A 20,084-nucleotide genomic window follows, 5' to 3' on the forward strand; every position below is an offset into this window, starting at 1 on the left:
TTTTTATTGGTAACTTTTTGCGATGGGCTTGGTACTCATGCCATGAATGAAAACACTAAATAAAATGGTTGTTAATGTTACTGTGGCAATTTGTTCTTTGTTTGCAATTGCTGTATCCATCACCATTAAAGTGAAAACGATAGACGCCAAACCTCGAGGACCAAACCAAGCAAAGGTAAATTTGTCTTTGAAATTTAGATTAGTAAACATAAGTGAAAGTAGTACCGGCACAATTCTAAAAATCGTCACACTTAATAATGCATAAAAAACAATTGGCCAGGTAATATCATTCACAATTAAGTGACCACACACAAAACCAAATAAACACCAAATTAGTAGTGCAACAAATTCAGCGATATGCTCCGAGTCTTTAACTAATGTTGAACGTATTTTTTTAGGTGCTAAGTAATCAAATAAAAGCCCCGCAACAAAAACAGCTATAAAACCACTACCATGAAGGTTTTGTGTTAAAGAGAAAATAGCCATTACTAAGCCAATCAATAAAAATGGACTGCTATTATTTGCAAAGTAATGACGTGCTAATGCAATTTTTAAAAGTGGAATAAACACGGCCATCGACACACCTGCAATAAAAAGTGCAACACCTAGCTCTCTAGCAAAAACAAGTAAAGTATCAATTGTCGTCACAGCACTTTCTGGATTTTGAGCTAATAAAAGTAAAATTAAAAAGATGGGTACGCAAAGGCCATCGTTCAATCCACTTTCCGTATTTATTCCTTCTCGAACTTTTTCTGGTACCGATGTACATTCTAAAATTCCTTTGCTAAGAGCGGCATCCGTTGGTGTTAAAATAATTGCGATCAAGGCAGATTGAAAAAGTGATAACTCCGAAAAGAAAAACAACCCACCTGCAACACCTAACATTAGCGTCATCGGTAAAGCCACAAAAAGTAATAGGCTAGGGTACTGATAACTATGTTTTAATACGGGGAGTTTTGATTTGGCTGCATCGGTAAATAAAAAAATACTTAAGGTTAATTCTACCAAAGGTAAAATGTCGCTGAGTCCGGCGTCACCTAACTTAAACTCACTCGGCAAAAAGTAAGACATTGCAATCCCGACCAACACAAAAAACATCGGCCCAGTAATTTCTGTTCGTTCTAACTGACGAATTGTCAGCGAGTAAAATAAAAGAGCTAAGCCAACTAATGCCAGTATTGTATATTCCATTAAACTTTCCTTTTTATTCCAGACTTTGCGCGTTCTTTTATATTTGTTTGAATATAAATTTGATCTGTCGTAGCGATTTTTGCATGACCTAAATCTTCAGATAAATGTTTTAGCGGTCTTGTTTGAGCATCGTGTGTTGCACCGGTATGTCTTAACCAGTGAGCAGTAGCCGCTTCAAGTTGTTCCGCATCATCTTTAAAGCCGTCTTGTAAAAGAGACTGTTTTGCTAAGTCAAAACTTTGTTGTACCAAACGACGAATTTGACGAACAGTCATTCCACCTTTGCCACGAATTTTATGAACTAATGGCTCGGCTTCATCAACGCGGGGCAGGGCAGGTAAACCACGGTAAAGCCTATAACGTTTTAGATAAGATATAAAATCTTCACTTAAGGTAACATCACGTAATTTATTACCTTTACCCATAATTCTTAAAAACCAAAAACCATCATTATCTTGCCAAAAATGTGACATAACCGGCGACCACTGAGGGCGCTCGGATAACTCAGAGATTCGTAGATACAATCCTTTTAAACAAGCGAGAGTAAATAAATTTCTTTCTAAATCAGGTTGTTGCTCACATAAATCTCGAGTAACACCAAATACATACTCCCATTGAATATCACTGAGTGTATCGGGAATTTTAATTTGCGATTGCACAACTAAGTAAGGGCTATTCTTTTTAACAACCGGTACAAAGTTAGCAAAGGTTTTTTCTTCTAAAATTGCGAACTTATAAAAAACATTGAGTGCTGTAAACATAGCGGCGAGTGTTTGTTGGCTAGCAATATTTTCTTTATTGATGAAAGGGCGCCAATTTGTATTGAGCCGTCTTATGCCTTGTTCATCTTTATAACGCCATTGAACTGAATTTGATAACCAGGCTGAATCTGGTTCAACCATAAAATCAACATAAGCTTCAATATCGTCACGTTTTAGATCAAATACCGATTTTTCAGCAACCAACCACGACCATAAACAGAACCGCTCAAGCTCATTTCGAAATCGATTAAAGGTAGCTTCTGATTTTCGGCCATACACATATAGAAATTGATAAAGAAAACCTAAGTCATTTTTTGATTCAGCAACAGTCAATCCAACATGATGTATAAAGTTATCAAGTTCTGGATATTCTGTTGCAAGAGTATCATCTTCAAGATGGGCAATTTGGTAACGCAGTTGTTTAAGTGTATCGACGAGAGCAACGAGCATAATGATGTAATATCTTGTAAAATAACTAGTTATAAGATTACCATAAAGTCCGATACTGTCTAGTATTGGACTTAATATATCTTTAGTATTCGCAACATTAACTAGATTGCCATACTAATATTCAAGGAATATGTATGAAAAAGTTTATAGCTATTAGTTTAGTTTTAATCACTACAATTTTAACCGGTTGTGCTACAACAGGCAGTGCATCTCCCGATGAAAAACGTGCTTTAGTGCAAAGCATGAAAAACAATACATTAAGTGAGCTTTACGCTCAAAAACCTGATGTTAAACAACAAATTGCTAACTCTGCTGGTTATGCCGTTTTTGATAATGCCAATGTAAATGTTGTTTTAGCCAGTTTTGGCGGTGGTTATGGTGTTGTTAAAAACAACCTAACCGGTAAATCAACTTACATGAATATGGGTGAAGCGGGTTTAGGTCTAGGTTTAGGTGTTAAAGACTTTAATGTTGTTATGGTTTTTCATAATCAAGCAGCAGTAAATCGCTTTATTGAACATGGTTGGGCATTCGGAGGAAATGCAGATGCAGCAGCAAAATATGAAGATAAAGGTGGCGCTTTAGTTGCAGAAGCAATTGCAGACCAAGTAACCGTTTATTCTTTAACCGAAAATGGCCTTGCGTTACAAGCAGTACTGAAAGGCACTAAGTTTTGGGTAGATTCTGAGCTAAATTAAGCTATTTAAAACCCCTCTAAAAGTGGGCTAGTTAGCAACCTAACTCCCACTTTTAATTATTTTTACTAATTTAACATAACGTAATTTATGGGTAATTAGTTATACTTTAATCTTTAGGTATCGGCAATTATTTTAGCCAGTTTTCCACATAAGCATTTCTAATAATTTAATACTTAAAACAGCTATTCATTTCAAACTTTTGATTTATCTATGATATCAGAAATTTCGTATTTAATTCATAAGCCACTAATTTTACTTAATATTATTTCTTCATCTTATTATAGTAAGACTTTCGGGTTGAGCCATAAGGCTTAGGCCTCAATACCACTCACGATTCTCATTAGTCTAAACAATAATAACAAGGATTCATCATGAGGAAGTTTTTTCTAATCATCATAATTGGCTATTTCGCATGGGATTATTATGCAGTTAATTATGGGGGTATCTCACCAACACAAACGCTTCAAACAAAAATTATTGATCCCGTAAAATCAAATTACAGCCATAATCGAGATATCACAATATCTGATTATGAAAAGCCAGAGTATGAATGTGATGGCCGTCAATATTGCAGCCAAATGAACTCTCTAGAAGAAGCGTTATTTTTTACTAAAAATTGCCCTAACACAAAGTTAGATCAAAGCCCTGGTGAAGCCCCCTGCCAGAGTGATTTCATATTACGTGATTAGGTTTTATAAATCTTTATATGAACTAGTTGTTTTTATATAAACTAATATGTTGATTTAAAACATGAATCAGCCTAACAAATAAGATGGAAGATAGGTAAGTTTTGACTATACTAAATTAGTAGTAGCTATATAGTTACTTGTGTCTTTTTTAGTAAGGAGTTCTCTTGCCGGTTCCAGGATATGGTTTAGTTGATTGTATCGACAACAGCAGTTACTTCTTACTTCATAGCGCTAAGTCACTAAAAAACGGTGACCTAGTTCTTATAAAATCACTAAAAGATGCAAGTAGAGACAAAGACACCATAAACAAGCTTTTACTTGAGCATTCATTTTCAGATAAATTAGACCATCCTAATATTTTAAAACCTATTAATTTTATAAACGAAGATGACTGTACAGCCATCATTTATGAGTATTTTCCTGCCAAGCTTCTTTCTCAACTGTTACAAAAAGCCCCTGTTTCAGTAAATGATTTTTTGCCATTAGCTGCCAAGCTAGCAGAAACGGTCAATTATTTACACTCTAAAAAAATAATTCATAAAGATATCACCCCCCATCACATATTGATTAGTGAGGATTTATCTAGCTTTAAATTATTTGGTTTACATATTGCGACCTCTCTTTCGAAGTCTTCACAAAACTTAACTAGCCCGGCAGTTTTAGAAGGTACCCTCGCTTATTTATCACCAGAACAAACCGGGCGTATTAATCGAAAAATAGATTGCCGCAGTGATCTTTATTCTTTGGGTGCCAGTTTTTATGAAATGTTAACCAGTAAACCACCATTTAGTGAACAGGACCAACTAGCCCTAGTGCACTGTCATATTGCTAAAAAAGTTGTACCTGTTAATAAAATTAAAACAAACATTCCAAAAGTTATTGCTGATGTTATTAGTCAGCTACTTCAAAAAAATGCAGAAGATCGTTATCAATCAGCTTGGGGGTTAGCTAAAGATTTACAACTAATTTCAGCTCGGTTTGAAAGTGATCCATCACTCACTAATTTTGAATTACCAAATGTAAACTTCTCAGCATCAGAGCAATTTAGTATTCCGCAGAAGTTATATGGTCGTGACAAAGAAATAGGTGAGTTATTGCAGTCTTTCGAGCGTGTCGCCCGAGGGAGTTGCGAAATCTTTTTAGTATCAGGTTATTCTGGTGTCGGTAAGTCTGCGCTGGTGAAAGAAGTCTATAAACCAATGACAGGAGAATATGGATATTTTAGTTCTGGTAAGTATGATCAGTATCAGAGAAATATTCCTTATTCTGCCATCACTGATGCCTTAAATAAATTTTGCCGTTACATTTTAACAGAGCCTAATGATGAATTAATTCTTTGGCGAGATATTCTCAACAACCATCTCACTGATAAAGCAGTACATTTATGCAATTTAATCTCTGACTTAAACCTAATTCTGAAAATTAAAGATATAGATATACCGAAAAAAATATAGATAAAAGTCTGTTACATAGTTTATTTTTAAGGTTTATGACTGCAATTTGCAGTAGAAACCGCCCTTTCATTTTATTTTTAGATGATATGCAATGGGCCGACTTAGCATCTTTAGAGTTAATAACATCTTTATTTGATAATTCAAAGTTACATTATTTATTAATAATCCAAGCATTTCGCGATAATGAGGTTGATAGCCAACACCCATTCACTAAATGTATCACTGAAATTAAAGAAAAAAACATACCTATAAATCAGGCTTTTTTAAATAACTTACCGCAAGGTGTAATAAACACGCTAATCAGTGACACCATAAATACTCCTGAAATAGACTGTCTTCCTTTAAGTGAACTCATATACAAGAAGACATTAGGAAATCCGTTTTTCGTTCTACAATTTACGACAGAGCTGTATGAAAAAGGTCTTCTATATCACAACCTAGAAGAGGATCGTTGGTACTGGGATAAAAATACTATTTTGGCAGAAAACATAACCGATAATGTTGTTGATTTTATGGCAGAAAAAATCAATGAGCTACCAAACCTAGCCTGTGACTTACTTAAATATGCTGCAAGTGTGAGTAATACATTCGACACTAATATGTTGGTAGCGCTTTCTGATAATCAATACACAGCCAAGCAGATAATTAATAATTTGATCCCTGCTATTGATAGAGAACTTATATTAACTCCGCAATCCATTTCACATGTCATTTCTTCACAAGTTGCAGTTAATGAAAATGTGCAATTAAAATTTTTACATTACCGTGTACAGCAAGCCGCCTACTCACTCATTCCTGAAAATGAGCGGCAGCAAGTTCACATTAATATTGCCAGACTGCTTTATCAGTATGCACTTAACAATAACATCCTAGAAAAAAGTTTATTTGATCTAGCAAACCAATTTAATAAAGCAATAGAGCTTATATGTAGCCCACTTGAAATAAAGCAAGTTATTGAAATTAATTATTTAGCCGCAAAAAAAGCATTTGAGTCGGCTGCTTATAGTTCTTCTTATAATTATCTTAGCTTTGCTAAGAGGTTATTAAAGAACGAACATTTTAAAGTTAATTACAGTGTAACTTTTGAGACCTTACTGTTGTTATGTAAAGTGAATTGTATTTTAAATAAATATGATGAATCCGATGAGCTTTATAGCATGTTACTAAAATATAAACATACATCTTTAGATCATGCCCGGGTACTACTGGTGAAAATGGATGATTTCCACCAACAGGGACTCTATCAAGAGGCACTAGATACACAATATCTAGCGTTAAAAATATTAAATCTCACTCCGCCTTCTGAGTTAGATAATTTAGATGCTCAAATCGTTAACGAGATTACGCTCATTGATACATACCTTGGACAGCATTCTATTGATAGTCTCTATGATTCTAATGACTTAGAAGATGAACAAATTTTATTATTACTCGATATTCTGACCAGCCTTTGGATCACCTCATATTTATTATCTGATGAGAATGTTGTGCAATGGGCATCAGTAAAAATGTGTAGCCTTTGCCTTGAACATGGTAAGTGCGAACAATCTGCCTTTGCTTATGTTCTTTATGGTTTTGTTTGTGTTAATAGGCTAAATGAGTTCAAAAAAGCGGATGAATTTGGCAAAGTTGCCCTAAAAATTGCTGATAACTACCCAAACCTAGCGTTACGCGGCAAAGTCTACTTTATGTATGGCTTAACGATTTGTCATTGGAGTAATCACCTTTCCTTTTCTACCAAAAGCTTTCGGCAAAGCTATCAATTCAGTTGTCAGGCCGGTGATTGGACATACGCAAGCTACGCAGCAGTTAATATTATTTCAAACTTAATAATAGAAGGCCTGCCCTGCACTGATGTTTTATCTGAGGCCAATAAGTACTTAAGTTTTTTAAAAGAAAAAAATGAAGAATCAACTAAAAGCTTTTTCATACCTGGTGCATATGTACCATTACTGCACTTAATGGGTAGATGTGATAGCCATAATAGCTTTGACTGCGATGTTTTTAATGAACAGGAACACCAACTTTATGCTAAAGACTCACCAATTATTCAAGCTTGGTATTACTATGCAAAAATTAGAGCGCTCTATTTAATTGGTCGATACGACGAAGCTCTAGCTATTATTGAGCATATTTATATCATCCCAATGGGTGTACCAGGACAAATTAAAACACCTGAAGCCTATTTTTATTCGTGTTTAGTTCTGCTTGCTAAACCAGAAACTTATTTAGATTCTAGTAAATATCAGGACATGTTTAAGCACATGTTTGCGCGCTTGAAAACGTGGAGTGACTGTTGTGCAGATAACTTCCTCCATAAGGTAAAATTGATAGAGGCTGAATTAGCAAGTTTGAATAAACAACCTTTCTATGAGGTATTTGCTCTTTATCATCAATCAATCGAGCTTGCTAAAGCTGCCGATTACAAACTGATTGAGGCACAAGCCAATGAGTTACTCGCAAATTACCTAGTTAAGCAAAGTAAACTTGAATATGTCATGCACCATCAGCAAAACTCTCAGACTATTTATAATCATTTATCAGTCAATGTTAAAGCAGCAAACTCATCATTAACAAACGATGAGGTCCCTGTGTTATCCACTAATTCACCTATAGAAGTTTCGACTAGTTCAATTGCGCTTAATTCCATGATGCAGGCAGCTAATTTACTTTCAGAAGAAATGGTTATAGATAAATTAATGAATAAATTAATTGCCATTGTTATGGAGTTTTCTGGTGCCTCAAAAGTTGCATTGTTACTTAAGAAAAATTCAAAATGGTGGGTTGAAAATATTGGTATTTTGAATGAGCCAAATTACCAATTTAAACCTTCGTCTTACGCTAAATCCACTGATATTCCTGCCAGTATTATCCGTTATGTGATTCGAACACAAAGTATGGCTTTAATTGGTAATGTGTCTGTCGATTCAGTTTTCGCCAACGACCCTTACATTGAGAAGCATCAACCAAAATCTATTTTATGCTTACCACTAATCTACAAGAATCGAATTAATAGTATTGTCTATTTAGAGAATGAACTCACTACTGATGCCTTTGGCCAAAACCATTTAGATATGCTCAATTTATTGATTGGCCAAATGGCAATATCAATCGAAAATTCAGTTCTTTATAGCCAAATGGAAGAAAAGGTCGTTGCACGAACTAATGATTTAGAAGAATCACTAAAGCAATTAAAACAAACGCAAAATCATTTAGTCGAATCAGAAAAAATGGCTTCATTAGGTCGGTTAGTTGCAGGTGTTGCCCATGAACTTAATACCCCCCTAGGTGTGAGTGTTACAGCCTCTTCAAATCTACTTGAATTAATCGAGCAACTCCGTGTAGCTTTCGAAGCACAAACTCTGACTCGTAAAGATTTTGTCTCTAGTATTGCGAATATTAATGAGGCAGGTTCTATTGTTTACCGTAACTTAAATAGAGCAGCCGAACTTGTCGCAAACTTTAAACTAGTCGCTGTTGATACTAGTAACGATGAAGAACGCGAAATTAATCTAAAAGACTATTTAACCGATTTAATCAGCAGTTTATCCCCAGCTCTCAAAAAGGGTCATCATTCTATCCAGATTGATTGTAGTGATGACTTAGTGATCAAGGTTGACCCTGGTGTTATCGCACATATATTCACCAATCTTATTTTAAACTCTTTAATACATGCCTTTGAAGATACACAAGAAGGTGAGATAACGATTACTGCAGAGCTTGAAGGCTCAAAACTTAGAGTTGATTTTCAAGATAATGGTAAAGGCATGACTAAAGAAGTACAGAGTAAGATATTTGAACCCTTCCACACGACCAAACGTGGGGCTGGCGGTAGTGGTCTTGGAATGAATATTGTTTATAACCTTATCGTTCAGAAGCTAAAAGGCACAATTAGTTGTCACTCTGAAGTTGGAAACGGCACTAAATTTACAATTTTATCTAACCTTTAACCCAGCCACCTAGCTTATACCAGTTAAAAGGTATTAACTTTTTTAACATAAAACCTGAATTTTCCTAGTTCTTTTTCACGAATTTATCGCTAAATTGTTTATAAACATTAGTGATTAAATTAACACTACCTCTTTCTAGTTCAGACTGTTTTTACTCCGCTAATTTACTTTCTGAATTTCAAGCTGTACTTGGATGATTTTAACGTGAAACATAGAATTAATACCGATACCGAAGTTAAATTTTCTGAATCTGACATCCTCCTATCGACTACAGATTTACAAAGTAATATTACCTATGCCAATGATGAATTTTGCAAAATAGCTGGTTTCACACTAGACGAAATGGTAGGTAAACCTCATAACCTTGTTCGTCACTCTGATATGCCAAAACTGGCTTTCGCTGATTTATGGCAACATCTAAAAAATGGTCAATCTTGGATGGGGCCTGTTAAAAATCGCTGTAAAAATGGTGATTATTATTGGGTAAATGCCTTCGTAACCCCTATCAAAGATAAAAGTGGCCGTTCGGTTGAGTTTCAATCCGTCAGAACCAAGCAAAGCGATGATGTTGTACAAAGAGCTAGCGCTGAATACACTAAAATAAACAATAATCAAAAATCCAATGCTACTGCGGCAAAGTTCGATGCCACTCTTTACATAAGTGCCCTATTGCTCATTAGCTTTTTAGCTTCGCTGGCTGCCGTTTTTAGTTCTGGATTCGATGTTTTAAATTGTGTACTTGTTCTATTTTTAGCATCAGCTAATGGGATTATGTATTTCTGGCGTCAAAAATATTTAGCAATTATAAGCAAAGCAAAACAAGTCTACGATAATCCTTTAATGGCTTATCTGTATTCTGGTACGAATGATCAATCTGGCTTTTTACATCTTGCCCTTGAGATGCAACAAGCTAAATTAAAAGCGGTTGTTGGCCGTGTAAATGATGTGACTATGGGCGTTAATCACAACGCGCAGCAATGCGCAGAGTCAGGTCATAATGTGACTGAACTTTTAAATAAACAAACAGACGAAGTATCACAAATTGTTGTTGCCACAGAGCAAATGACGGCCTCAATCAATGAGCTTTCATCGAGCACAATGCAATCAAATCAAGCTGCCGAAGAGTCAAACCAAGCAACCGAACAAGGCTCACTTGCGGTCAAGCAGACGATAACTTCAATAAGTGAACTTGATGATAAACTCAAGGCCGCGAGTAGCCAAGTAGAAAACTTAATTGAAGGCAATCAACATATTGTGGCAATTTTATCTGAGATAAATGCGATTGCTGATCAAACTAATTTACTTGCTTTAAATGCGGCCATCGAAGCTGCCCGTGCTGGTGATCATGGTCGTGGCTTTGCCGTTGTTGCTGGTGAAGTACGTGCATTGGCCTCACGAACTCAGCAATCCACAGAAGAAATAAACAATGTATTAAATCAGCTCACACACGCTTCGAAACAAGCACAACTTGCCATGAAAGACGGGCTTAATTTGTCGGCTAAAAGTGTTGAACTTGCACATCAAAGCGGTGATAGTTTAGACCACATTAAAGCCCAGTCTATCAAACTAAGTGAACTCAATAGTATCATTGCTCACGCAATGAACGAGCAACTGACAGCAAGCCAAGTTATTGCTACAAACTTAACCTCGGCACAAGACTTTGCTCATGAGTGCACAGAGCTTGGCCATACTTCGCAGCAACTTTGCGAAGCGCTCCTCAGTAAAGTAACAGAGCAAACATCCTTGATTAATCAGTTTAAGTAGCTGTATCAAAACCACTATTATTTGATAAGGTTTATTTTCGGTGTGTGCTGATTAGTACACACCGCATCAAATGCTTCTGCTAGCCGTTCTGTTTCTTTGAATACCTGCTGCCAATATTTAATTCGTGTATCAGCATCAAGTTCAGTAAAGTCTTTACGATCAGGGATTTTTCCATAAGGTAATGAAGCAACAAAGTCAGCTGATGGAGTGATCATCACTACGTTATCATAGTTACTCGGAGTAATGCCGCGCTTTAGGCTCTTATCAAACCAACCCGCTTTAGGGCTGTTATTAAAATGCGGATATAAAATAAGCCCGTCATTATGAATACTTAAGTCAAAGTGGTAATCGATAATACCGCCATCGCGATACATACCAGGCGGTGTTCCTTTAATATTTTTAATGCCCTGCATAACTAATGGGATAGAGCCTGAAGCAAGTAACGCATCGGCTAAATTATCTTCACTAAGTTCAATAGTATGGGTATTGAAAGTATTGTTATCTGAAAACGATAATTGACTATCCGCAGGCTGAAATACATAACGCTCATATTGCTTGCTTAACAAACGCCTATTCATTCTATTGGCTAAATAGCTTTTAGATAACCCCATTAACTGCATCACTTTGTTTTCTGATGCTGTAAAGCCATTCGATTTTGCAACTATAAAGTGGGCTTTAAAAATAGGGTTGTTAATAATTTCGTGAATACCATTTTCAGCAAATACAGTGCTTAATAACTCTCGTGCTTTTGTAGTTATTTCTTCTGGTTTTGCTTTATTTGATGAATAACGTGTTTCAGAGTAAGACTTTGCTAATCGAGATATTGCAGCAACAGGGTCATTTTGTGCAAAACAGGCAGATCTAAATGCACCGGCACTTGACCCTAACAAATTTAGAGGCGTGGTACGGTCTTTAAAAAATTCACCAAATAGATATTTATCCAAACCAAATAATGTAAACCATTTGGGCCCGCCGCTTGCTCCTAAAAAGGTATTAAACAAATCGGCAGACAGGCCTTGCTCTTGAATTGCTTTTGCAGCACTTGGCCCTGCGTAAATATCTATCATGGTTACTTTTCTCGTTATTTTTTAGATTATTTGCGCCAAATCCCTTGTTCTGTTTGACCTTGTACCTGCACTTTTTCAGAATCAAAACTCGGTTCTTGCCCTGCTTCACGTTGACTATGGTAGTCTTTTGTCACAGATAAGATGGTTGGCGTTAAGCGTATGATAGCGATAACGTTCACCACTGTCATTAAACCTAAAGCAATGTCTGCAAGATCCCACACTTGTTTAATGGTAGCCGACGCCCCCCAAATCATCATTGATAAATATAAACAGGTGTAAATCCCACGGCCGAGTTTATTATCTAGTTTAAATAAATGTAGGTTACTTTCTGCGTAGGCATAGTTTGCAACCACAGAAGTAAACGCAAATAAACAAATTGCAGCCGCTACAAAATAAATGCCACCAGCAGCCATATGCGCTGTCATAGCAGATTGAGTTAAGCGTATACCTTCCATTTCGCCGCTAATATCAATATCAGCCAATAAAATAATCACCGCCGTGCAGCTACACAGCACGATAGTGTCGAAAAACACCCCTAGCATTTGAATGTAGCCTTGAGTGACCGGATGATTTGGTACTGGTGATGCACAGCCAGATGCATGTGGCACACTCCCCGCTCCGGCTTCATTCGAATAAAGCCCTCGCTGAATACCATTTTTAATTGCGGCGCCCATTGCTCCTGCGCCTGCTTCTTGTAAGCCAAAAGCTGAAAGTAAAACATCCTCAATCATCGCAGGCACTTTACCGATATTCAATAAAGTAATAATGATGGCGGCGAGTACAAATAAAATGCCCATAACTGGCACAATTCGTTCGGCAAAGCGGGCAATAGCTTTAAAGCCACCTAAAATAATAGAGCCTGCCAGTATTGTGATCACAATACCTGAATACAGTGTTGGTATTTCAAATGCGTAATTGAGGGCGTCGGTGATGGTATTAGTTTGCATGGCACTAAACGTAAAGCCATAACCAAGGAACAAGCAAAAGGCAAAACACACCGCAAGCGCTCTGCTGCCCAAGCCTTGCTGAATATAATAAGCAGGCCCGCCTCTAAACTCGCCGTTGGCATCCCTGACTTTATAGACTTGCCCAAGTACGCTTTCGGCAAAGCCTGTTGCCATGCCCAAAATAGCAATCACCCACATCCAAAATATTGCGCCACTGCCCCCTAACGAAATCGCAACGGCAACCCCTGCAAGGTTACCAGTACCTACACGTGCTGAAAGACCTGTACATAAAGCTTGAAAAGAACTAATTGAGTTTTTATCTGTGCTGCTACTCGACTTTAGCAGGCTAAACATATGGCGAAACTTAACCAGTTGGATTGCTTTTAGTCTTACCGAAAACCAAATACCAGCAAACAGAAGAATATAGATAAGAATTTGGCCTTCTCCCCAAAGAAGACCATTGATCGTCGATACAGCACTATTAAACATGGCAAGCCTTAATAACTCTTATAGATAAAAAGTCACAAAAAGTGAATAGCTAACCACTTTAACTTTATTTACGAATATCTCAAGTAGGCAATGGGATTAATTAACTGAGCCTGCTACCAACTAATTTAGCAGTTGCTGCTGTAAAAAAGCACGACCTGCTGCTAAGCCTAATTTGTGATCATAACGCAGATCATAGTCAGTGCTACCTAATACCTTACTGCGTAGTTTGTCACCTGCAAAAATTTGTGTGATACGGGCATCACTTGGCGGGTTTGCAATGAAATCGAGTTCATCTTGATAAGCTTGTTCATGTTGAATCAAGTAATCAATGGTTTTAGGGCAATAACCTGATACACAAACCAGTGATTTTAACTTATTAACCCATTCAGATTGTACTTGAAATTTTTCATCAACAGTACGAATGACCACAATATCTCTGGCACCACGATTATAGGCTTCTTTCACAGGTAAAGGGGCAGCTAGGCCACCATCTAAATACATATCATGCACTAAATCACTATTAGAGCTTTGAATAATTGCATCGTTTGCTGCCTTAGTTGTTAGCCAAGGTGTTAAGTTAACGCCATCTTTATATAAAAATGGTAATGCACTTGAAGCTTTTAACAGAGCTAACCATTGCGTATCTTCACCATTTGGGCTCAAGTAATAGGGTTTACGGTCAGCCGCATTAGTGGTTGTGATCAACAGTTCGCGATTACCTAGGCTTTGTGTTGCAGTTTTAAAATCTAAAGCGCGATTTACTTCTTTGGTTTTATCAAAATACCAATCAAGGTCGACAATGCTTTTACCAAACAGACCGCGGCCAAGTTGGAAAAAACGTTTATGACGCGAAAGGCCTCTGATCAAACGTTTCGCATAGCCTTTTTGACGCGCTAAATAACTCGTTAAATTTTGAGAGCCTGCTGATGTGCCAATGAATAAATCGAATGGATCGTAATTATTTTCTAACCATGCATCGAGCACACCTGCGGTAAAAATCCCTCGTTGCCCACCACCCTCAGCGATTAATGCTGTTTTTGTTTGTGGTTCTACTGCGGCAATTGTTTGAGATTTCACGGTGCACCTTCCTAGGGTAATGGTTAATAAGTGTATTGTATAAAGTTAAATTCAATCCTTAAAACGGAATAATTAAATTGAATCAATCTATAAAACCGTTTGGAAAGTAAGTGTCAGGGCTTAAGCAATGCGCATAAAAAACTCATTACACGCATTCACTATTTGGCAAACCGTATTAGTGCATGATGCTTGCTAATATTTCCAGCGCATGTTGTCTGTCACTCAATTCATACAGGTCATTTGTAAAAATAAACTCATCAACCTGTAGCGTTTGTTTAATCATACTCAGCTTATGCTTAACGCTCGCTTGACCGCCAACAACTGAAAGCCCTAAAAAGCTTTCTACTTGCATTTTTTCTTGTGCTGTCCACAAGCCTTCCATTGTTGCAACAGGCTCTTTAAGCCAAAGAGGCTTGCCGCGCATAAGTGCTAAAATACGTTGTTTTGCTGTGGTTGCTAAAAACTGTGCTTGTTCGTCGGTGTCAGCGGCAACAACGGGTAAGCCAAGCATGACGTATGGCTTATCTAATACCTCAGATGGCTGAAACTCTCTGCGATACAATGCAATGGCATCTTCAACAAAGCGTGGGGCAAAATGACCAGCAAATGCATATGGCAGGCCTTTTTTAGCAGCAAGCCCAGCACTATAAAGGCTTGAGCCCAGTAACCAGATTGGTACATTAGTGTCTTCACCTGGGATTGCGCGTACTGGAGAGTCACCTTTATATGGGCCAAGTAAAGCTTGCAGCTCAGTTACCTCATCATTGAAGTGCTCAGCGCGTTGTTCGTCACGGCGCAAAGCACGGCTGGTAATTGGGTCACTACCTGGTGCTCGACCTAAACCTAAATCAATGCGACCGGGGTATAAACTCTCAAGAGTGCCAAATTGCTCAGCCACCACCAGCGGTGGGTGGTTAGGTAACATCACCCCACCCGCACCTACGCGGATATTCTCGGTTTTGCCTGCGATGTGACCTATCAGTACTGAAGTTGCGGCACAAACGATACCACGCATATTATGATGCTCTGCCATCCAAAACCGATTAAAACCCAGTTTGTCGGCTGTTTGTGCATAGATAACGCTATTCGCTAGTGTTTGCGAAACGGTTTCATGCTCTTTCATTGGGCTCAATTCAAGCAATGAAAAAGGTGTGTTGCTAAGGTCTGACATTCGCTCTCCAAAATTTAACTCTTTATAATTAGTTAATGAGTGCGAATGGCTATTTTTCAAATGCTAATTAGGCACGGCTTTGTTGCTGTTTTTCCACCTTTAGGCCATCGGCATCAATACCACGCTTCCAATAAGCTGATGCAACAATGTGTTCACGGTCAATTTCAAAACTGCTTGTTACTAAACGGCGAATTGCCTTCACCAAGTTTGCTTCTAACGCCATAAACACCATAGGTTGCGTGTTATAACCTGCGCATAAGCGTGTTACTTGGTCGAGTAGATCTGTTTCTGGCTCATCTGTAACTAACCATTCAACACTATGTTGGGTGTGTGCTTTAATTTGCTCAAGCTCAATGATGTCTGCTTTATCAGCAACATGAATAATGACATCGACAGTGGCATCTTGTGGTAATACTTGTAAGTAGCCATTGATTGCATTTACTGAAGTTAAATCTGCCAGCATTAAATAATGTGTTTGCGTAAAATCAGTGAGTTTTTTAGGGCCAGGGCCTGCAATACCTACCTCGTCGCCTACACACGCATTTTGTGCCCAGTTGGTTGCCACGCCTTGATGTTGGTTAACCACAAAGTCGAGGGTAATTGCACCGTTAACAGAGTTGATATCACGAATAGTGTAAGAGCGCATTAATGCAGGGTGCTCAGCGTGTAAATCAAGTTCAACCTTAGATTCACCGGCATGCGGGAGTAGCACCTTTACGTACGCACCTTTTGCATCTTGTGGGAAGTCAGCAAACTCGTCTGAGCCAACAACAATTCTTTGTAGATGCGGGGAAATACGTGTAGTACTTAATACGTTTGCACGACGAACTTTTCTAGCCATCTTGGTCTCCTAGCTGGTTAAATTGCACAACGCCCCAATAGTTGATATAGTCAACTATACGCTTTTAATTGACTTTGTCAACTAATGCTAACTAGCTTAACTTAGGTGAACCATGCCACAAACCTCTCTTTCTTCTGCTTTATTTACACTGGCACAAAGTTACCGTGTCACTGTGCGCGAAGCCATTAACGCCAACGAGCTTGGTCTTAACGCACTGCATGTACGCTGCTTACATATCATTGCCGAAACACAGCACTGTACCGCCAATGATATTGTTGCCAAAACCGGCCGTGATAAAGCACAAATAGCACGCTTAGTAAAAGAGCTTATAAAGCTTGAACTGGTTTCTAAATGTGCCGACGAAAATGACAAACGCTGTTTAATTTTATCGTTTACTGATCAAGGTAACGCCCTGTTCTCGCGTTTAGAAGTTGCAGAGCAAGAGGTTGATGCCAAACTTTGCCACGGTTTAACTGATCAGCAAGTACGTGATTTTATCGCTATTGCCACAACCATGATCGAAAATATCAATCACAACACCCCGTGATCTTATTGGCAAGATAACCATAAACCACTATACTGTACAAACGTACAGTACAGTGGTTTTGTTATGCGTGTTATTCCTATTTATATCGAAGCTGGCGTATGTGGTTTTGAATCACCGGCAGCACAATACAAAGAGCTAGGCTTATCATTAGATCAGCTATTGATTAAACACCCTGATGCAACATTTATTGGTATTGCCTCTGGCGAATCAATGCAAGGTGTGGGGATTTTTGATGGTGACTTATTACTAGTTGATCGCGCCGAAGACGTTAAAAATGGCGATGTCATTGTCGCGAATCTAAATGGTTTATTTGTTTGTAAACTATTAGATAAACACAATGCACAGTTATTATCAGCCTCACCTAAATACCCTGCAGTGCAACTACGTCAATCTGATGAATTTCAATTAGAAGGCGTGGTCACTCGCTCAATTCGCTTACATCGCAGTAGTAAAGAGCTATTAGCATGTACGCCTTAGTCGATGCGGTGGCCTTTTATGCAAGCGCCGAAAAAGTGTTTGACCCAGCTATTCGTAGTAAACCGGTTGTGGTTCTTACTAACAACGATGGCTGTATTTGTGCCGTGTGCCCTATTGCACGAAAGTTGGCTATTCCAAAATTTCAGCCTTATTTTCAAGTAAAAAAAATACTCGAAGATAACCAAGTGGTGATCCGCTCATCTAACTATGAGCTGTATGCGGATTTAAGCGAACGGATGATGAACGTGATTGGCCGCTTTTGCGATAATCAGCACATATACTCTATTGATGAATCATTTTTAAACTTTACTGGTTTCAACAAGCTTATTCACGACTGGCATAGTTATGGCCATGATATTCGCCGTACCGTGTGGCGCGAAACAAAGCTGCCTGTTGGGGTTGGATTTGGCCCAACAGCCACCCTAGCCAAAGCCGCCAATCATGCAGCGAAAAAACTCCCCGGCTTTGATGGCGTTGCAGTGATTGATTCAGAACCTTCACGGGTAGCAATTTTAAAAGTCATGGATGTACAAGATGTTTGGGGCGTTGGTCGACGCTTAGCTAAAAAACTCAAAGCAATGAATATCAATACGGCCTTTGATTTAGCCGAACAAGAACCACGAAAAATAAAACGCCTTTTTAGTATTGTATTAGAGCGCACAGTGAACGAGTTACGCGGTAAAAGCTGTTTAGCGTGGGATGAAGTACGCCAAGACAAAAAAGAGATTTTTTCGACCCGCAGTTTTGGTGAGCGTATCACTGACGCCACAGCGTTAAAAACGGCACTGATCAATCATTGTGTCATTGTGGCAAGAAAACTACGTGCGCAAGGCTCACACACTCAGCGCTTATTAATGTTTGTGGCCAGCTCTCCTCACCAAGATGGCTATTATAAAAAGTCCTATATTTATGAGTTTAGTGTCGCCACCGCCGATAGTTGTGTGTTTGCCAATGCCATCAGCGAGGTATTTGATCATCTCTATAAACCTGGAGTGCGATTTTATAAATGTGGTGTAGGTGCCCTTGAGTTATCAAGCCAAATGTTTCAGCAGCCTGATTTATTTCAAGCGCCTATCGATAACCCTAAACTGATGAAGTGTCTTGATAACATTAACAGCCGTTATGGCGTGGGTACTCTTGCCATTGCCAGCGAAACTCCTACGACCCGTTGGCATATGAAACGCGCGTACTTATCGCCTCATTACACAACGCGCTGGCATAACCTACCAAAAATACATTGTTAAAAGTCTGCCAGCTTAGCATTTAATAAACTGCATAAATCCTTAGGTGCCAACGCAATCTCAAGGCCTCGTTTACCTGCTGAAACATACATCACGTCAAAGCTATCTGCTGATTGATGCACATAGGTATTAAGGCGCTTTTTCTGACCTAGTGGGCTCACACCCCCTAAAATATAACCTGTAGTATTTTCGACTTTTTGTTGTGGAGCCATCTGTACTTTTTTAACCTTTGCTGCCTTTGCCAGCATTTTCAGGTTAACTTGCTGGCTAACAGGCACAATAGCAACCAAAAGCTGGTGGTCAGCATCTTCAAGTACTAAGGTTTTAAATACTTGCTCAGCTGGTAGCTTAAGCTTTTCAACCGCTTCAAGGCCAAACTGTTGTTGCGAAGGCGCATGCTGATAACTAAGCACATCAAAACTAATACCTTTCTTCTTCAGTAAGTTTATAGCCGGCGTCATTGATTTTCCTATAACTAATTAATTAGCAGTCACTTTATGAAACATACCGTGAACAAGGAATATAAGGCAATAGAAAAACCGCTACAAAACACACTAAATAGGCCTAATTCGACTACACTAAAGTAATGAATCCTGGGCAGGGTAACAAGCATGTCTAGACACACAGGGCTCTATCTAGCCAAACAGTTATTTATCATACTCACCCTACTGTATGCAGTAAATTTTGTGTGCAACGAATACCTAGCATGGAATGCCTACATGGATTGTCAAAGCAAATGCCATACGCTTGGCTTAGAAAAAGGCCGAATACAAAACACCACATTTTCAGAGGATGTGACTTTATGCCGTTGTCTTGCTGATACCGACTACTACGTTGTACTGAACTAAATCTGAAAATACCGACTAGGAATTAGGGAAATTTCACGTATTATTAAATTGATTATAAGTTAAACAAAGGAAAGTACATGTTTTTAGACTACTTTGCGCTGGTCATGCTAGTGTTTGTAACGGTAGTAATATTTTATGGTGTTATTGCCATTCACGATATTCCCTACGAAATTGCTAAAAAACGTAATCACCCTCACCAAGATGCCATCCATTATGCAGGCTGGGTTAGCCTATTTACCCTACACGTACTGTGGCCATTTTTATGGGTTTGGGCGACATTATGGCGTGATGACCGTGGCTGGGGTTTTAACCAGATCCAAAAGGAACAGGAAGACTTAGCAGAGAAAGTAGCTAGCCTGACAGCCACAGTGGCAGCACTACAAGCACAAATAAATGCTCAATCGAATAATAAAGAGAAATAG

At 38.4% G+C, this 20,084-nt stretch carries 18 protein-coding genes; 10 read left to right on the forward strand and 8 right to left on the reverse strand.

Translation table 11 applies throughout. The annotated features are described in order from the left end of the window. Positions 1–3: 3 nt before the first annotated feature. Together KQP93_RS19740 and KQP93_RS19745 are read right to left on the reverse strand one after the other, a co-directional pair. Positions 4–1,191, reverse strand: coding sequence for a cation:proton antiporter (locus KQP93_RS19740; RefSeq protein WP_217876864.1), 1,188 nt, complete (start codon positions 1,189–1,191; stop codon positions 4–6). Further along, positions 1,191–2,402, reverse strand: a complete 1,212-nt coding sequence (locus KQP93_RS19745) for a tyrosine-type recombinase/integrase (RefSeq protein ID WP_217876865.1) — start codon at positions 2,400–2,402, stop codon at positions 1,191–1,193. Before KQP93_RS19745 ends, KQP93_RS19740 begins: the two co-directional genes overlap by 1 nt. Before the next feature lie 134 nt (positions 2,403–2,536). On the opposite strand from KQP93_RS19745, the gene KQP93_RS19750 reads away from it, so the two are divergent. The 5 genes from KQP93_RS19750 (at position 2,537) to KQP93_RS19770 (ending at position 10,957) form a co-directional block, all read left to right on the forward strand. Next, a complete protein-coding gene (locus KQP93_RS19750; RefSeq protein WP_054553327.1) occupies positions 2,537–3,100 on the forward strand; it encodes a YSC84-related protein in 564 nt (187 codons plus the stop codon). A 371-nt stretch (positions 3,101–3,471) separates the two neighbouring features. Continuing rightward, the gene (locus KQP93_RS21705; protein ID WP_054563095.1) at positions 3,472–3,789 is read left to right on the forward strand and encodes a hypothetical protein; all 318 of its coding nucleotides are present in this window, start codon (positions 3,472–3,474) and stop codon (positions 3,787–3,789) included. Positions 3,790–3,953: 164 nt separating this feature from the next. After that, positions 3,954–5,243 carry a serine/threonine-protein kinase gene (locus tag KQP93_RS19760; protein WP_217876866.1) on the forward strand — a complete coding sequence of 430 codons (1,290 nt, stop codon included), beginning with the start codon at positions 3,954–3,956 and terminating at the stop codon, positions 5,241–5,243. 35 nt (positions 5,244–5,278) lie between these two features. Continuing rightward, positions 5,279–9,193, forward strand: coding sequence for an ATP-binding protein (locus KQP93_RS19765; protein ID WP_217876867.1), 3,915 nt, complete (start codon positions 5,279–5,281; stop codon positions 9,191–9,193). A gap of 204 nt (positions 9,194–9,397) precedes the next feature. Then, positions 9,398–10,957: a methyl-accepting chemotaxis protein gene (locus KQP93_RS19770; RefSeq protein ID WP_217876868.1), complete on the forward strand. Its 1,560-nt coding sequence runs from the start codon at positions 9,398–9,400 to the stop codon at positions 10,955–10,957. A gap of 17 nt (positions 10,958–10,974) precedes the next feature. On the opposite strand, the gene KQP93_RS19775 is transcribed toward KQP93_RS19770, so the two are convergent. From KQP93_RS19775 to KQP93_RS19795, 5 genes are all read right to left on the reverse strand, one after another. Then, on the reverse strand, positions 10,975–12,024 hold the full coding sequence (locus KQP93_RS19775; RefSeq protein ID WP_217876869.1) for a patatin-like phospholipase family protein: 1,050 nt from the start codon (positions 12,022–12,024) through the stop codon (positions 10,975–10,977). A gap of 26 nt (positions 12,025–12,050) precedes the next feature. Further along, entirely contained in the window at positions 12,051–13,460 is a 1,410-nt protein-coding gene (locus KQP93_RS19780; protein WP_217876870.1) for an alanine/glycine:cation symporter family protein, read from the reverse strand. A 120-nt stretch (positions 13,461–13,580) separates the two neighbouring features. Beyond that, positions 13,581–14,537: a patatin-like phospholipase family protein gene (locus KQP93_RS19785; protein WP_217876871.1), complete on the reverse strand. Its 957-nt coding sequence runs from the start codon at positions 14,535–14,537 to the stop codon at positions 13,581–13,583. Positions 14,538–14,712: 175 nt separating this feature from the next. Next, positions 14,713–15,708: an LLM class flavin-dependent oxidoreductase gene (locus KQP93_RS19790; protein WP_217876872.1), complete on the reverse strand. Its 996-nt coding sequence runs from the start codon at positions 15,706–15,708 to the stop codon at positions 14,713–14,715. Between the two features lie 67 nt (positions 15,709–15,775). Beyond that, the gene (locus KQP93_RS19795) at positions 15,776–16,549 is read right to left on the reverse strand and encodes a siderophore-interacting protein (protein WP_217876873.1); all 774 of its coding nucleotides are present in this window, start codon (positions 16,547–16,549) and stop codon (positions 15,776–15,778) included. 112 nt (positions 16,550–16,661) lie between these two features. Between KQP93_RS19795 and KQP93_RS19800 the strand changes: the two genes are divergently transcribed. The 3 genes from KQP93_RS19800 (at position 16,662) to KQP93_RS19810 (ending at position 18,817) form a co-directional block, all read left to right on the forward strand. Further along, positions 16,662–17,096 carry a MarR family winged helix-turn-helix transcriptional regulator gene (locus KQP93_RS19800; RefSeq protein WP_054563088.1) on the forward strand — a complete coding sequence of 145 codons (435 nt, stop codon included), beginning with the start codon at positions 16,662–16,664 and terminating at the stop codon, positions 17,094–17,096. A 63-nt stretch (positions 17,097–17,159) separates the two neighbouring features. Next, complete coding sequence (locus KQP93_RS19805; RefSeq protein ID WP_054552219.1) at positions 17,160–17,573, forward strand: LexA family protein; 414 nt, start codon at positions 17,160–17,162, stop codon at positions 17,571–17,573. Then, entirely contained in the window at positions 17,561–18,817 is a 1,257-nt protein-coding gene (locus KQP93_RS19810; RefSeq protein WP_217876874.1) for a Y-family DNA polymerase, read from the forward strand. The genes KQP93_RS19805 and KQP93_RS19810 overlap by 13 nt, the downstream gene beginning before the upstream one ends. Here the strand turns inward: KQP93_RS19810 and ybaK are convergent. Further along, on the reverse strand, positions 18,814–19,275 hold the full coding sequence (ybaK, locus tag KQP93_RS19815) for a Cys-tRNA(Pro) deacylase (protein WP_217876875.1): 462 nt from the start codon (positions 19,273–19,275) through the stop codon (positions 18,814–18,816). The genes KQP93_RS19810 and ybaK overlap by 4 nt on opposite strands. Positions 19,276–19,425: 150 nt before the next feature. Between ybaK and KQP93_RS19820 the strand changes: the two genes are divergently transcribed. Together KQP93_RS19820 and KQP93_RS19825 are read left to right on the forward strand one after the other, a co-directional pair. Continuing rightward, complete coding sequence (locus KQP93_RS19820; RefSeq protein ID WP_130167504.1) at positions 19,426–19,662, forward strand: hypothetical protein; 237 nt, start codon at positions 19,426–19,428, stop codon at positions 19,660–19,662. 77 nt (positions 19,663–19,739) lie between these two features. After that, positions 19,740–20,084: a DUF3302 domain-containing protein gene (locus tag KQP93_RS19825; RefSeq protein ID WP_054552213.1), complete on the forward strand. Its 345-nt coding sequence runs from the start codon at positions 19,740–19,742 to the stop codon at positions 20,082–20,084.

The sequence above is a fragment of the Pseudoalteromonas shioyasakiensis genome (assembly GCF_019134595.1).
In the GTDB taxonomy this organism is placed as follows: Bacteria; Pseudomonadota; Gammaproteobacteria; order Enterobacterales; family Alteromonadaceae; genus Pseudoalteromonas; species Pseudoalteromonas shioyasakiensis_A.

Excerpts from the sequence above, each read along its gene's own strand:
- KQP93_RS19765 (WP_217876867.1), top strand. The coding sequence starts at position 5,279 with ATGACTGCAATTTGCAGTAGAAACCGCCCTTTCATTTTATTTTTAGAT.
- ybaK (WP_217876875.1), bottom strand. The coding sequence starts at position 19,275 with ATGACGCCGGCTATAAACTTACTGAAGAAGAAAGGTATTAGTTTTGAT.
- KQP93_RS21705 (WP_054563095.1), top strand. The coding sequence starts at position 3,472 with ATGAGGAAGTTTTTTCTAATCATCATAATTGGCTATTTCGCATGGGAT.
- KQP93_RS19805 (WP_054552219.1), top strand. The coding sequence starts at position 17,160 with ATGCGTGTTATTCCTATTTATATCGAAGCTGGCGTATGTGGTTTTGAA.
- KQP93_RS19790 (WP_217876872.1), bottom strand. The coding sequence starts at position 15,708 with ATGTCAGACCTTAGCAACACACCTTTTTCATTGCTTGAATTGAGCCCA.
- KQP93_RS19810 (WP_217876874.1), top strand. The coding sequence starts at position 17,561 with ATGTACGCCTTAGTCGATGCGGTGGCCTTTTATGCAAGCGCCGAAAAA.
- KQP93_RS19795 (WP_217876873.1), bottom strand. The coding sequence starts at position 16,549 with ATGGCTAGAAAAGTTCGTCGTGCAAACGTATTAAGTACTACACGTATT.
- KQP93_RS19780 (WP_217876870.1), bottom strand. The coding sequence starts at position 13,460 with ATGTTTAATAGTGCTGTATCGACGATCAATGGTCTTCTTTGGGGAGAA.
- KQP93_RS19800 (WP_054563088.1), top strand. The coding sequence starts at position 16,662 with ATGCCACAAACCTCTCTTTCTTCTGCTTTATTTACACTGGCACAAAGT.
- KQP93_RS19750 (WP_054553327.1), top strand. The coding sequence starts at position 2,537 with ATGAAAAAGTTTATAGCTATTAGTTTAGTTTTAATCACTACAATTTTA.
- KQP93_RS19745 (WP_217876865.1), bottom strand. The coding sequence starts at position 2,402 with ATGCTCGTTGCTCTCGTCGATACACTTAAACAACTGCGTTACCAAATT.
- KQP93_RS19825 (WP_054552213.1), top strand. The coding sequence starts at position 19,740 with ATGTTTTTAGACTACTTTGCGCTGGTCATGCTAGTGTTTGTAACGGTA.
- KQP93_RS19820 (WP_130167504.1), top strand. The coding sequence starts at position 19,426 with ATGTCTAGACACACAGGGCTCTATCTAGCCAAACAGTTATTTATCATA.
- KQP93_RS19740 (WP_217876864.1), bottom strand. The coding sequence starts at position 1,191 with ATGGAATATACAATACTGGCATTAGTTGGCTTAGCTCTTTTATTTTAC.
- KQP93_RS19775 (WP_217876869.1), bottom strand. The coding sequence starts at position 12,024 with ATGATAGATATTTACGCAGGGCCAAGTGCTGCAAAAGCAATTCAAGAG.